Origin of the sequence: Paenarthrobacter sp. DKR-5 (assembly GCF_018531425.1) — a bacterium.
Taxonomy (GTDB): Bacteria; Actinomycetota; Actinomycetes; order Actinomycetales; family Micrococcaceae; genus DKR-5.
Window position 1 is genome coordinate 38,589 of the sequence record NZ_JAHBOI010000004.1, and the last position, 13,875, is coordinate 52,463.

The window sequence follows — 13,875 nt, forward strand, 5'->3', positions numbered from 1 at the left end:
CCCGGAAGTGCAGCAGTCCTGCTAGTGGTAAGTAAGCTTAGCTTCCTTTGGGCCGAGCTGGGAACACCCGGTCGCCGGCGGGGTTCCTGCGGCTGTGCCGTTGGGGCGCGGTCGTGCAGAATGGCCCTATGTGCGGAAGGTTTGCAATGAAACAGTCGCGGGCGGACCTGATGGTCACCTTCGAGATCACGGAGGCGCACGGGCAGGAGCTGCCGCCGTCGTGGAACGTCGCCCCGACGGACCCGGTGAACATGGTGCGGGAGAGGAGGGAGCGGCCGGAGGCGGGCAGGATGCTCGAGACGCCGCGCTGGGGCCTGGTGCCCCCGTGGGCGAAGGATCCGAAGGCCGGCGCGCGCGCCATCAACGCCAGGATTGAGACCGTCACCGAAAAGCCGATGTTCCGCAAGGCTGCGCTGCGACACCGGGGCCTGATCCCCGCCAACGGCTACTACGAATGGCAGAAGGGGCCCGGCGGCAGCAAGACCCCGATCTACCTGCATCCCGGCGCGGAGGACGAGCTGCTCGCCTTCGCGGCGCTCTACGAGTTCTGGCCGGACCCGTCAAAGGCGGAGGACGATCCGGAGAAGTGGCTGATGACCGCGACGATCATCACGCAGAACGCCACCGACAGCCTGGGCCACATCCACGACAGGTGCCCGGTCATTGTGCCGCGCACGCTGCAGGAGGACTGGCTTGACCCGGACCTGACCGCCCGGGCCGACGTCGAACACCTGCTCTCGGCCATGCCCGAGCCGCATCTGATTCCCCGCGAGGTCAGCAACCGGGTGAATTCGGTCCGCAACAACGGCCCGGAGCTCATCGAGGCGGTGGCCTAGAATTCCGAGGGTGACAGACGAGACAGCGGTGGACGCCGGCGCGCTGGTCGCGGGGCGGTACCGGCTCAAGGGCCTGGTCGGCCGCGGCGGCATGGCGGCCGTGCACCGGGCGACCGATGAGGCGCTCGGCAGGGACGTCGCACTGAAACTGTTCCGTCCGCATTTGGCCGACGACGACGAGCGACGCCGCCAGGAGGCGGAGATCCGGGTTTTGGCAGCGTTCAACCACCCGCGCCTGGTCACGCTCTTCGATGCCGGCACCGACGAAGAGGGCTCCGACGTGCCGCGGACGTTTCTCGTGATGGAGCTGGTGGACGGTACCGACCTGCGCAGACAGATCCGCGGCGGGGCCCTGAGCGAAGCCGAGGTGCGCAGCATCGGCGCCGACGTGGCCGAGGCTCTCGCCTACGTGCACAGCAAGGGCGTCATCCACCGCGACGTGAAACCAGCCAACGTGCTGCTATCGCTCGACGACGGCAGCGGGGCACTGCGCGCCAAGCTCGCCGACTTCGGCGTGGCCCGGATCGTCGAAGGGACCCGGCTCACCGCGACCGGCACCACCATCGGCACCGCGAGCTATCTCAGCCCCGAACAGGCCACGGGCGCCGTCCTCACTCCGGCCAGCGACGTGTACTCGCTGGGCTTGGTGCTGCTTGAGTGCCTCAAGGGCGAAGTCGAATACGCCGGCAATGCCATCGCCGCCACGGTGGCCCGGCTTCAGCGGGATCCGGCAGTGCCGGAGAATCTCGAGCCGGGCCTGGCGGAACTGCTGGCACGAATGACGCGCAAGGATCCGGCAGCCCGGCCCACCGCGGCAGAGGCTGCCGCCGCCCTTCGGCAGGCCGCGGCCGGCGCCGCGACAACGGCGCTGCCCGTTGCCTCCGCCGCGACGCGCCCGCTTCCGGCCCTGCCGCAGCGGCCGCCCCGTTCCGCCACCACCGGGGAGCAAACCCGGGCTCCCGGGGCGCAGCCGCCCTTCGGCGTGGCGCGCCGGCAGCCGGGCGGGGCGCGTCTGCGGCCGGCCGGGGCGCGCGCGGTTTCCTTGTTCCGGCGCAGGCTCTTCTGGCTGGCGGCCGCCGCGGTGCTGCTGGTCGTGGCCGTGCTGGTGATCGTGGGACTGGCTTCCCGCCAACCCGCTGTTCCCGCAGCCCCGCCTTCCTATCCGGCGGTTCCCGGCCAGCTCGGCGAGCACCTGAAGGATCTCCAGGGGAGCGTGACCCCGTGAGCCGGCTGTCCATGACCCGAGGCACGGGCGTGCTGGCGGCGGTGCTGGCCGCGGGGGCACTGCTAGCTTCCTGTTCCGCCCCGGCGGATCTGGACGCCGCGGCAGCCTCGCAGCTGCAGTCCCGCGTCCTGGCGGTCAGCAAGGACGCCGCGGGCAAGAACTATGCCGGCGCGCTCGCCGACCTGGACCAGCTGGGACGGGACCTCGACGCAGCTGCCGCGGCCGGCAAGCTGACGCCCGCGCGCCGGGAGCAGATCAGTTCCGCGATGGCCCTCGTCCGCGCCGACCTCAGCGCAGCCAGGACCGCGGCGTCTGCCTCGCCGTCGCCGTCCACTGCGCCGACACCGACGCCGACGCCGGCGCCGGCAGTCGCGCCGGCCGTGACGCCAACAGCCGCCCCGGCACCCCTGCCGCCAGCCCCCGCCAAGGGCCGGAGCCACTCGAAGGGCAAGGGGAAAAAGGACCATTAACGCTTTCCCTGACATCCCCGGCAGCTGGTGGGCCCGGCTGCTGGGCGGGTTCATGCACCGCCCGGCGCCCGCGGTGACGGCGCTGGAGGTGGTGCTCATCCTGCTCGCCGCGGCGGCCCTGTCTGTGCCGCGCGGAAGCTGGCGGTACTTCGGTCTCTACGTGACCATCGTCCACGAGCTCGGCCACGCCTTCGCGGCCCTGATGACCGGCCGGCTGCTCACCGGGATCCAGCTGCGGTTCGACCAATCCGGCACCACCTCGAGCACGGGCAGGGCCCAGGCGGTGTGGGCCGGCTTCTGGGGATACCCGGTCCCGGCGCTCCTCGGGGCGGCGCTGGTCTGGTCGGGCATCAACGGGTGGGCGTCGGCGGCGCTGTCCGCGGGCAGCATCCTGCTGGTGCTCACCGTGCTCTTTATCCGGAACTGGCAGGGCCTGCTGATCCTGGCGGCCGCCGTCGTCGTCGCCGGTGCACTCGTGCTGTTTGCCCCGGACGCCTTCCTTGGGCACCTGACTCTTGTCCTTGGCATCGCGCTGCTGGTGGGTGCCGTCCGGGACTGGCTCAACCTGCTTAGCGTGCATCTGCGGCGGCGGCACCAGCTGGCCAGCTCGGACGCCTACCTGCTGGCCCGTTCCACCGGCGTGCCGGCCGCGGTGTGGCTCGTGCTCTTCGGCGCCGTCATCGCGCTCGCCTGGCTCGGCGCGGCCGCCGCTGCGCTGCCAGCGCTCACCCTGGTTGCCGCATGAAGGCGCCCGGCGCGGCCGGCGGCAGCACGACCTTCACGCTGGTTCCGAGGGGCGCCTACGACGCCGTGCCGCTGCTGGCTGCGTTGGGGGCCCATGCGATCCCGCAGGTGGAGCGGACGGATCCGGCTGCGGGGACGCACACCCGGCTGGTCCGCACCCCCGGCGGCCCCGCCGTAGTCACCGCAGCCTTCGGCCGCCCGGCAGCCGTGGAGGTGACGGTCGAGGGCGCCGATGCGGCAGCCCTCGGCTGGCTCCGGACCCGCTGCCGGCAGTGGCTGGACACGGACACTGACACGGCGGAGGTGAACGCCATGTTCGGGGATGACCCGTTGCTGGGGCCCCTGGTGCGGGCGCGTCCCGGGCTGCGGATCCTTGGCTATCCGGACGGCTTCGAAGCCGCCGCCGTGACGGTGCTCGGCCAGCAGGTGTCGCTGGCCGCCTGCCGGACCTTCGCCGGTCGGCTCGCGGCAGCGTATGGCGAAACCGGTCCGCACGGCCTGATATCGTTCCCGGCACCGGAAGCCGTTGCGGCGGCGGGAGCCGAGGAGCTGCAGAAGGCCATCGGGCTGACGCATGCGCGCTCACGGACGCTTCAGGCCCTGGCCGAGGCCTGCGCCGACGGGCTGGCGCTGGACCCGGAGGGCGACCACGCCGAGATCCGGCGCCGGCTGCTCGCGCTGCCCGGAATCGGCCCGTGGACGGCGGATTATCTGGCGCTGCGGGCGCTGGGTGACCGCAACGCCTACCCGTCGGGGGACCTGGTGCTGCAGCGCGCACTCAGTGTTTCCACGGCGAAGCAGGCGCTGGCGGCAGCAGCGCGGTGGGAGCCGTACCGCGCCTACGCAGTGTTCCACCTGTGGACCGGCGCTGCCTACCTGTAGCCGGAAACGGCGAGAGGCCAGCTGCGGCGGCCTTGGGACAACCCAGGCCGCCGCAACTGGCCTCTCGCGAGGACCCGAAGCGCGGGGAAGGCGCTTACTTGGCGTCGGGCCGCAGCAGGACCTTGATGGCCGTCCGCTCGTCCATCGCCTTGTACGCCTCGGCCGCCTTGTCCAGCGGCAGCTCGACGTCGAAGACCAGCCCGGGGTTGATCCTCCCCGCGAGCACGTCCTCGAGCAGCTCCGGAATGTAGCTGCGCGCCGGAGCCATGCCGCCGCCGACGGTGATGTTCGTGTCGAACAGGTAGCGCACGGGGAGTTCCGGTCCGCCGGCCGGGACACCAACGAAACCGAGGGCGCCGCCGGGACGGGTCGAGCGCAGCGCCTGGTCCATCGATTCCTTGGTACCCACGCACTCCAGCACCGAGTCGGCGAGGACGCCGCCCAGCAGTTCCTTGACCTTGGCGATGCCGGCGTCCCCGCGCTCTTCGACGATGTCCGTGGCGCCGAACTCGCGGGCGATCTTCTGGCGCGGTTCGTGCCGGGACATGGCGATGATCCGCTCGGCTCCGAGTCGCTTGGCGGCCAGGACGCCGCAGAGCCCGACGGCGCCGTCGCCCACCACCACGACGGTGCGGCCCGGGCCGGCCTGGGCTGCCACCGCAGCGTGGTGGCCGGTGCACATGACGTCCGAGAGCGTCAGCAGCGACGGGTAGAGGCTCTCGTCCGGCTGCTCGGGAGTCTTGACCAGCGTGCCGTCGGCGAAGGGGACCCGCACGTATTCGCCCTGCCCGCCGTCGACGGGGAAGCCGTGCTCGTCGGTCGAGCCCCAGCCGGTGACGTGGTCGCAGGCAACGGTGACGCCGTTGCGGCACTGCGGGCAGGTTCCGTCGCTGGCGAGGAACGGGGCGATCACGAAGTCGCCCACGGAGAGCGTGCTGACCTCATCGCCGACGGCGGTGACCCGGCCGATGAACTCGTGCCCGATCGGACGCGGCTGCTTGACGGGGGCGATCCCGCGGTACGGCCACAGATCGGAGCCGCAGACACAGGAGGCGGCAACCTCGACGATCGCGTCGGTGGGCAGCTTGAGTTCGGGTGCTTCGCGTTCCTCGACGCGGATGTCGCCCGGACCGTGAATGATGGTGGCCAGCATGGTGCCTCCTCGGCAGCAGTGGTGGAAGTTCAGGGGCACGCGCCGGAGCTTGCGCGGCCGGGGTGCCTTTTGACAGTAGGAACGGCCGGGCCGCGGTGTCAAGGCGGCTCCGGTCCTCCCGGACGAAGCGCCGGACTTCCCCCGGACGAGAGATAGAAAGTAGGCTTATGGTGTGTCTTCGGGCACGGCACTGATCCCTCCAGAAAGGACAACGCGATGAGCGAGCAGAACAGCGGCGAGGGCCGGATCGTGAATCCGACGACGGAGTACACGCGCGACGACGGCCCGGGCGACGCGGGGGATGAGGCGAACGACATCCGCTTCAGCGAGGAGCAGGCCCTGATCAACGAACAGGCACACGGCGTCCGCCCGGACGGCGACGACGTCCCGGCGGGGGAGCCGTCCATGGACCAGGCCCTCGGTGACCTGGACCTTCCGGATGCCAACCTTGGAGAAGGCGAGGACGGCAGCGACGACGCACTGCACGCCGGAGGCACCGCCTGAGCGAACCCGGGTTGCCGGCTGCCGCCGCCGCCCCGAACCTCACCATTGCCTTCCAACAGGAAAGAGACACACAGCCATGAAGCACGTCACGCTTGGCAGCCAGGGACTGGACGTTTCCCGTCTGGGCCTGGGCTGCATGGGAATGTCCGCTTTCTACACCGGAAGCGGCACCAACGAGGCGGAATCGGTCCGCACCATCCACCGGGCGCTTGAGCTCGGCATCACCTTCTACGACACGGCTGAAATGTACGGACCGTACAAGAACGAGGAGCTCCTGGGCCGCGCCCTGGCCGGCCGGCGGGACGAGGCGGTGATTGCCACCAAGTTCGGCACCATCCTGCACCGGGGCGACGGCAGCCGGGGCCTGGACGGCAGCCCGGAGAACGTCCGGCTGTCGGTGGAGGGTTCACTGAAGCGGCTGAACACGGACCATATCGACCTGTACTACCAGCACAGGATGGACCCCGCGACGCCGATCGAGGACACCATGGGTGCGCTCACCGAGCTGGTGCAGGAGGGGAAGATCCGGCATATCGGGCTTTCCGAGGCCGCTCCGGCGACCATCCGGCGCGCCCACGCCGTCCACCCGGTGACAGCGCTGCAGACCGAGTATTCGCTCTGGTCCCGCGATCCGGAGGCGGAAATCCTCCCGACGGTGCGCGAACTGGGGATCGGGTTCGTGCCGTACTCGCCGCTCGGCCGGGGGTTCCTCACCGGCACCATCCGGTCGGTGGACCAGCTCGACGAAGACGATTTCCGCCGGAACAATCCGCGCTTCGCCGGAGAGAACCTGAAGCAGAACATCCGGATTGTGGAGCAGGTCGACGGCGTCGCAGCCGAACTGGGCGCCAAGCCCGGCCAGGTTGCGCTCGCCTGGCTGCTGGCCCAGGGCAACGACATTGCGCCCATCCCGGGCACCAAGCGCGTGGCCTACATGGAGGAAAACGCCGCGGCGGACGCGATCGAGCTCAGCGCTGACCAGCTTGCGGCCCTGGACAAGGTTGCGACCCCGGTCGGGGACCGGTACGCGGATATGTCCCCGGTCAACCGGTAGCCTCGCCGCTACTGGAAGTTCCGCGACGTGGTGCGGGCGCCGAGTTTGAGCTGCTCGAACTTGTCCGCCACGAGGTTCACCACGCCCTCCGGTGATCGTTCGAGGATGCCCCGGACGATCACCGCGGGGGCCTCGCGGGCCACCCGCCGGTGCCGCTTCCAGACCCCCACCGAACACACCACATTCACCAGCCCCGTCTCGTCCTCCAGGTTCAGGAAAGTGATGCCGCTGGCCGTCGCCGGGCGCTGCCGGTGAGTGACCACCCCGCCCACTTCCACCCGGCGGCCCGACTCGGCCGAGAGCAGGTCCCCGGCGCTGAGCACCCCCCGGCCGGAGAGAAGGCCGCGCACATGGCGCATCGGATGATCCGCCGGGGAAATGCCCGTGGCCCACAGATCCGCCGTCACCTCATCCTGTGCGGAGAGTTCGGGCAGCAGCGGGGGCTGCACGTACACGGCAGTGCCGCCCAACTGGTCCTTGCGTTCCCCGGCGGCCAGCGACGCACCCCACAGCGCCTCCCGGCGGGAGAGGCCGAACGGCTCGAACGCACCGGCCGCCGCGAGTGCCTCCATTTGGGGAACGGTGGGCTCCACCCGCCGGGCCAGGTCCGCCATGCCGGTGAAGGGCCCGCTTTCCTCCCGCTCCCGGACAATCCGGGCGGCAAATTCCTTGCCGATCGTCTGTACCTCGGCCAGTCCCAGCCGGACGGCGTGGTTCCCGTCCCGCCGGTGCAGCGCTGAGTCGAAGGGGACGGACCGGTCGAACGGGCCGGACGGAGGCTGGTCCTTTTCCAGGCAGGAGTCTCTTCCGGTGGGCCCTCCGCCGGTGCCGTCCGCCGGTTCCAGCCCGGCGTCGACCCCCGAACGGAGGATGTCCGGGCGGAGGACCTGGACCCCGTGCCGCCGCGCGTCGGCCACCAACGTCTGCGGCGAGTAGAAGCCCATCGGCTGGGCGCGCAGCAGGGCGGCCAGGAACGCCCCCGGATAGTGCAGCCTCATCCACGCGCTGACGTAGACCAGCAAGGCGAAACTGATCGAGTGGCTTTCGGCGAACCCGAAATTCGCGAAGGCCTGGATCTTGCCGTAGATCGAATCGGCTTCCTCGGGCGTGAGGCCCTTGGCTGCCATCCCCTCGTAGAGCTTGCTGCGCAGCGAATCGATGCGCTCGTGCCCTCGTTTGGAGCCCATGGCCCGGCGGAGCAGGTCAGCGTCCTCGGCCGAGCAGCCGCCGACCACCATCGCCATCTGCATCAACTGCTCCTGGAACAGCGGTACGCCAAGGGTGCGGGAGAGCACGGGCTCAAGGTCGGGGTGCAGGTAGGTGACGGGATCCTGGCCGAGCTTGCGGCGGATGAACGGGTGGACCGCGCCGCCCTGGATCGGGCCCGGGCGGACCAGGGCCACCTCGATCACGAGGTCGTAGAACCGCCGGGGCTGCAGCCGGGGCAGCATGCCGATCTGGGCCCGGCTCTCGACCTGGAACACGCCGACAGAGTCCGCATGGCAGAGCATGTCGTACACCGCCTGCTCCTCCTTGGTCACGGTGTCCAGATCCCAGCGCTCGCCGAGGTGGTCCTCCACCAGGTCGAAGGAGTACTGCAGCGCCGCCAGCATGCCCAGGCCGAGCAGGTCGAATTTCACCAGGCCCATCCAGGCGCAGTCATCCTTGTCCCACTGCAGCACGGTCCGCCCGTCCATCCGGGCGTGCTCGATCGGGCAGACCTCACCGACGGGCCGGTCGGTGAGGACCATGCCCCCGGAATGGATGCCCAGGTGCCGGGGAAAGCTGAGCACCTCCTGGGCGAGGTCCACCACCGGCCGGGGGATGTCGTGGTCGTCGCTGGAAACCAGGGCGCCCCAGCGCTCCACCTGCCTGGACCAGGCATCCTGCTGGCCGGGGCTGTGGCCCAGCGCCTTGGCCATGTCACGGACGGCGAACTTCGGCCGGTAGCTGATCACGTTGGCCACCTGGGCGGCGTTGAACCGGCCGTACTGTTCATAGACGTGCTGGATGACCTCCTCGCGGCGGTCGGAGTCGAAGTCGACGTCGATGTCCGGCTCCTCGTCGCGCATGCTGGAGAGGAAACGTTCGAAGGGCAGGTCGTATTTGATCGAATCCACCGCGGTGATCTCCAGGACGTAGCAGACCGCCGAGTTGGCTGCCGAGCCGCGCCCCTGGCAGAGGATGCCGCGGCTGCGGGCGAACTGGACGATTTCGTGCACGATCAGGAAGTAGCCCGGGAAGCCCTTCGCCTCGATGACGTCGAGTTCCTTCTGGATGCGCCGGTGGACCACCTGTTCCGGGTCGGCGCCGGCATCGGGGTAGCGCTTCCGGACGCCTTTCCAGGCCAGTTCGCGCAGCCAGCTCATGGAGGTGTGGCCCTCCGGGACTTTCTGCTTTGGCAGCCCGGGCCGGAGCGCGCGCAGCCGGAAGGACAGCTCGGCCGCCAGCTCCACGGAGTGTTCCACGGCCCCGGGGTAGCGGCCGAAACGGGCCGCCATTTCGGCGCCGCTGCGCAGGTGGGCCGCCCCGGACGCCGGCAGCCAGCCGTCCATGTCGTCCAGGCTGCGCCGGGCCCGCACCGCGGAGAGGGCCGCGGCCAGCCGGTGCTGCTGCGGGGCAGCGAAATGCACGTTGTTGGTGGCCAGCACCGGCAGGTGCAGCCGCGAGGCCAGCCCGGCGAGGGCGTCATTCGCGGAGCTGTTCAGCGGTTCCCCGTGGTCGTAGAGCTCAACCGAGATGTTGTCCCTGCCGAAGAGGTCGATGAGCTCCTCCAGGCTGCGGCGGGCGCCGGCTTCGCCGTCGCGGGCCAGGGCCTGCCGGACCCGTCCCTTGCGGCAGCCGGTAAGGATGTGCCACTGGCCGCCGGCACGGGCGGCGAGCTCCTCGACGGAGTAGCGGGGCTTGCCTTTCTCGGCCCCGTGGGCCAGCTGCGCTGCGGTCAGCGCGGCCGCCAGCCGGTGGTATCCCTCGGAGCCGCGGGCGAGCACCAGCAGGTGGCTGCCTTCCGGGTCCGGCTCCCCGTTCTGGGGTTTGCTCAGCTCCAGCGAGAGTTCGGCGCCGAACACGGTGCCAAGCTGCGGGTGGGACTCGGCTGCTTCGGCCATCCGCACCGCGCCGTACAGCCCGTCGTGGTCGGTCAGGGCCAGTGCGCCGAGCTGGAGCCTGGAGGCTTCCTCCACCAGCGTTTCGGGGCTGCTCGCGCCGTCGAGGAAACTGAAATTCGAGTGGACGTGCAGCTCGGCGTAGGGCACGTGCGGGCCGGCCGGGGCCGGCGGCTCGGGTGCGGCCACATAGGGTTCGCGCTTGTTCGACCAGGCGGGGCTGTCGCCGCCGTCCGCCCCGACCGGACGCCCTCCGGGCCTGTTGCGGTCCGAGAGCTGCCGCTCGAACTCGGACCAGGGGATCGGTGGATTGGAAAATCCCACCGGTGCCTCCTTCCGTCCCGGCCGTGCCGGTTCTGCCGGCCGTGATGCTGGCTGTCAGTCGTAGTTGTTAGTCGTAGCTGGCTTCCGCCCACCAGCTGTGGTTTTCGAGGAGCAGCAGCCAGGCGCCTCCCTCCGTGTCCGTGAGCTGGAAGCGGTGCAGCCGACGCCCGGCGGCGTCCCACCACCGCTCGGTGATCGGCCACGGGCCGGCCCAGGACTGCACCCGGTGCCAGGCAGTGTCCGCGCTGGCCGCTTTGCCCCCCTCTGTCCCGCAGAACCGGGCCGGGGGTGCGGAGAGCAGGCCGCGCTCATCGACGTCGACGCTGCTGCCGTCCTCGTCGAGGACCTGCACCGGCTGGGGCTGCTCGTACACCGTGGCCGGCGACGGGCCCGGCAGGTTCCCGGGCCAGGGCCTGCTGCGCTTCGCTGCGATCGCTGCCTCCCCGCCGGGGGCGGCGTCCCCCCACGGGACCAGCACCCGGCGGTCAGCGAGCATCCGGCCGCCGGCGATGAGGGCGGTGAGGACCGCGCCGTGGCCGAGCATGCTCTGCACCCGGGAGAGGCCTGAATGGATGCCCTCCTCCGGGGCGCTTCCCCACAGCCCCTCGTCGTGGTTCGCCGCTTCGTCGACTGCCTCGGGCAGCACCTGGACCCGGGTGATCCGGGACCCGAGTCCCTGCTCCACCGCGCCGGCGCCCTGAAGCTGCCAGCGCACCCGGTCCAGCACGTCGTCGGCGGTGAACCAGCGCGGATGCAGCCACTCGCGTTCCTGCACCTGGCCGGACTCGGTGTGCATCAGGATCTTCAGGCCGGTGCACACCAGCCCCGCTTCCCGCAGCCCGGCGACGAATCCCTCCGCGGAGCGGCGGAAAGCGAAGGTGACCTGGTCGATCCGGTCCAGGGGCGGCTCGAAGTCCTGGGCAACCTCAAGCTGCGGGGGAGGGGTGCGCGGGGCGACATCGGTCTTGTCCAGCCCGCGGGCAAGCAGGTGCGCGCGGGCACCGTCCTCGCCGAAACGCACCAGGACATCCCGTTCCGGCAGGGCGGCGAAGTCCCCCAGGCAGCGGATCCCCAGCCGCAGCAGGACGCTGGAGAGCTCCGGCCGGTCCAGGACTGCCAGCGGCAGGGGGGCCAGGAACGCGGCTGCTTCGCCGGCAGCGACGATGCCGGTGGCGTGGGCGCCGGAAAGGCGGGCGGCCTGCTCGGCGGTAAAGGGCCCGTCGGCGATGCCAACCTTGGCCCCGCTGATCCCCATGGCCTCCAAAGCGTCGAGCAGCACCTTGGCCGCCTGCGCCTCGCCGCCGTAGTAGCGGCTCGGCCCCTGTGCCCGGATGGCGCAGGTGCCGGGCCGGAGCGGCTGGACGCCGGGCATGATGTTCTCAATGGCGGTCAGCACCGGTTCGAAAATGCGCTGGTCCAGCAGGGCGTCGTAGGCCAGTACCACGAGCTCCGTGCAACGGGACTGGGCCTCGCGGATCCGCAGGCCCCGGCGAACCCCTTCCTCGCGGGCGGCCGCAGAGCAGGCGAAGACCGTGCCCCGGTCCGTCAGGGCCAACGGCTGTGACGCATCCAGTCCGTGGGCCCGGGCCGCTGCCGTCACGGGCCAGTCCGGGCACCAGAGAACAATGGTGCGGACCGCGGAGACGGTGCTCATGAGTTCACCGCCGCCTTGAATGGCAGCTCCCGCAACGGCGAAGTCGGTTCCAGCAGCGGCGGTTGCGGCGCGGGGGAAAGCCCGGGGAGCCCGGCAGCGGAAAGCTCCGGAGCGCGCAGCCCCAGGTCCAGGTCCGCCTGGTCCCGGTCGGGGAACCAGAACCGGGCGGTCCTGGGCTTTCCACCGCGGGAGCGGGCCCCCGCCGAGACCGTGACCAGACGGGCCTGCAGATGCCCGTGGCCGCTGCCCAGGCCGTCCCAGCTGCTGTTCTCGATCCGCAGCGTCGCCTCGCTCTGCGGCCACTCACCAAGTGCGATCAGGGTGCTGCCCCGCTGGCGCAGCCTGGCTCCGAGCCGGGAAGCATCCGAGGCGCTCACCTTGGACGGGGGCCGCATCAGCACCAGGGACATGACATCCATCAGGGCGGCGGTGACTGTCAGCCACTGATTCCCGGGATCCGGGACCAGGACCAGCCGTTCCAGGTTGATGCCGCAACGCGCGGCGGCTTCGATGCCGAAGGACGGGATGCCGACCACGCTGCACCATGCCCCGGCGGCGGAGGGCCCCGACAGCAGCGCCATGCCCAGCGAAGCCGACCCCAGCACCGAATAGGCGGCTCCTGCCTGCAGGGCACCCCCGGGCAGGATCCTCGCCAGCGCCGGCATGGTCGGAATGCTCTTCGAGCCCAGCCGGCGTTCCTGCATCTGCCGGATCCGGGCCTGGAGGGTGGACACCTGCGAGGCCGCCGCCGCGGCGCCGGCCGCGGCGGGAGCGCTCTCCGAAGCCTCCCCGAAGGGGCTCTCCAACAGTGGTTCCACAACCCAATATTCGAATATGTGTTCGATTAAGTCAATCGGCTTCGCGGCCCTGTGGACTGTCGGTGCAGGGGTGTATCCGAGGTGTATCCGCCCGCCACATCGGAGGTGTATCCGGCCGCCACAACGGGGGTATGTCCGGCGCGAAAAGGGGGGATCTTTCGGGCGCAAAAGACCCCGCACGCAGCGCATGCGGGGTCTTTTCAGGCACCGGGTCCGGCCCGGAACCGCGGGTGGTTAGGCGAAGTCGGAGACTGCCGGGTCGGCGCCGATGCGGCCGCCGTTGTCCAGGGCGTTGATCGCCTCGACGTCGGCGGCGTCCAGGGACACGTCCAGCGCCGCGTAGTTCTCCACGATGCGGGACTCGGTGACGGACTTCGGGATCACCACGTTGCCGATGGCCAGGTGCCAGGCGATGACGACCTGCGCCGGGGTGGCGCCGTGCTTGTCCGCAATGGCCTTGATGGTCTCGTTCTGCAGCAGCTCGCCGCCCTGGCCCAGGGGGGACCAGGCTTCGGTGCGGATGCCCTTTTCGGCGTGGTAGGCGCGCAGCTCGCTCTGGTTGAAGAACGGGTGCAGCTCCACCTGGTTGATCACGGGGGTGACGCCGGTTTCGGCGACGATGCGCTCCAGGCCTTCCACCGTGAAGTTCGAGACACCGATGGACTTGACCCGGCCGCGCTTCTGCAGCTCGATCAGGGCCTTCCAGGTGTCGACGTACTTGTCCTGCTTGGGCTGCAGCCAGTGGATCAGGTACAGGTCGAGGGTCTCGAGGCCCAGACGCTCCATCGACTCCTCGAAGGCAGCCAGGGTGCTCTCGTACCCTTGGTCGGCGTTCCAGAGCTTGGTGGTGATGAAGATGTCGTCGTGGTCCAGGCCGGAATTGGCGATGGCTCGGCCGACGCCGGCCTCGTTGCCGTAGATCTTGGCGGTGTCGATGTGGCGGTAGCCGGCCTTGAAGGCCCGCCCGACAACATCCTCGGCAACGTCGTCCTCAACCTGCCACACGCCGTAGCCCAGCTGGGGGATCGTGTTGCCGTCAGAGAAGGAAACCAGGGGAGAGGTAGTCATGGAACCTGCACTTTCGCTCGGATTGGGGATGCCCTTGAG

Annotated in this window: 12 protein-coding genes; 7 read left to right on the forward strand and 5 right to left on the reverse strand. The window is 70.4% G+C overall.

What is annotated here, in order from left to right:
• The first annotated feature begins 128 nt into the window (after positions 1-128).
• Genes KIH31_RS09435 through KIH31_RS09455 form a run of 5 tightly spaced genes read left to right on the forward strand, consistent with a single transcriptional unit; the run spans position 129 to position 4,157 of the window.
• Complete coding sequence (locus tag KIH31_RS09435) at positions 129-836, forward strand: SOS response-associated peptidase (protein ID WP_214426881.1); 708 nt, start codon at positions 129-131, stop codon at positions 834-836.
• Positions 837-846: 10 nt separating this feature from the next.
• Complete coding sequence (locus KIH31_RS09440; protein ID WP_307857603.1) at positions 847-2,061, forward strand: serine/threonine-protein kinase; 1,215 nt, start codon at positions 847-849, stop codon at positions 2,059-2,061.
• Positions 2,058-2,531, forward strand: a complete 474-nt coding sequence (locus KIH31_RS09445) for a mucin-associated surface protein (protein ID WP_214426882.1) — start codon at positions 2,058-2,060, stop codon at positions 2,529-2,531. The genes KIH31_RS09440 and KIH31_RS09445 overlap by 4 nt, the downstream gene beginning before the upstream one ends.
• Before the next feature lie 52 nt (positions 2,532-2,583).
• Entirely contained in the window at positions 2,584-3,276 is a 693-nt protein-coding gene (locus KIH31_RS09450; RefSeq protein WP_214426883.1) for a M50 family metallopeptidase, read from the forward strand.
• Entirely contained in the window at positions 3,273-4,157 is an 885-nt protein-coding gene (locus KIH31_RS09455) for a DNA-3-methyladenine glycosylase (RefSeq protein ID WP_214426884.1), read from the forward strand. Before KIH31_RS09450 ends, KIH31_RS09455 begins: the two co-directional genes overlap by 4 nt.
• Positions 4,158-4,251: 94 nt before the next feature.
• Here the strand turns inward: KIH31_RS09455 and KIH31_RS09460 are convergent, their stop codons facing one another.
• Positions 4,252-5,310 (reverse strand): zinc-dependent alcohol dehydrogenase family protein, encoded by a 1,059-nt coding sequence (locus KIH31_RS09460; RefSeq protein WP_214426885.1) that lies wholly within the window; start codon positions 5,308-5,310, stop codon positions 4,252-4,254.
• A gap of 216 nt (positions 5,311-5,526) precedes the next feature.
• Here KIH31_RS09460 and KIH31_RS09465 point away from each other — a divergent pair, with 216 nt between their 5' ends.
• The gene (locus tag KIH31_RS09465; RefSeq protein WP_214426886.1) at positions 5,527-5,814 is read left to right on the forward strand and encodes a hypothetical protein; all 288 of its coding nucleotides are present in this window, start codon (positions 5,527-5,529) and stop codon (positions 5,812-5,814) included.
• Positions 5,815-5,890: 76 nt separating this feature from the next.
• Positions 5,891-6,868 (forward strand): aldo/keto reductase, encoded by a 978-nt coding sequence (locus KIH31_RS09470; RefSeq protein ID WP_214426887.1) that lies wholly within the window; start codon positions 5,891-5,893, stop codon positions 6,866-6,868.
• Positions 6,869-6,876: 8 nt separating this feature from the next.
• Here the strand turns inward: KIH31_RS09470 and KIH31_RS09475 are convergent, their stop codons facing one another.
• The 4 genes from KIH31_RS09475 to KIH31_RS09490 form a co-directional block, all read right to left on the reverse strand.
• Positions 6,877-10,296, reverse strand: a complete 3,420-nt coding sequence (locus tag KIH31_RS09475) for an error-prone DNA polymerase (RefSeq protein WP_214426888.1) — start codon at positions 10,294-10,296, stop codon at positions 6,877-6,879.
• Positions 10,297-10,363: 67 nt separating this feature from the next.
• Complete coding sequence (locus KIH31_RS09480; RefSeq protein WP_214426889.1) at positions 10,364-11,950, reverse strand: DNA polymerase Y family protein; 1,587 nt, start codon at positions 11,948-11,950, stop codon at positions 10,364-10,366.
• Positions 11,947-12,768, reverse strand: a complete 822-nt coding sequence (locus KIH31_RS09485) for a hypothetical protein (protein WP_214426890.1) — start codon at positions 12,766-12,768, stop codon at positions 11,947-11,949. The genes KIH31_RS09480 and KIH31_RS09485 overlap by 4 nt, the downstream gene beginning before the upstream one ends.
• A 234-nt stretch (positions 12,769-13,002) precedes the next feature.
• Positions 13,003-13,836, reverse strand: a complete 834-nt coding sequence (locus tag KIH31_RS09490) for an aldo/keto reductase (RefSeq protein ID WP_214426891.1) — start codon at positions 13,834-13,836, stop codon at positions 13,003-13,005.
• Positions 13,837-13,875 lie beyond the last annotated feature (39 nt).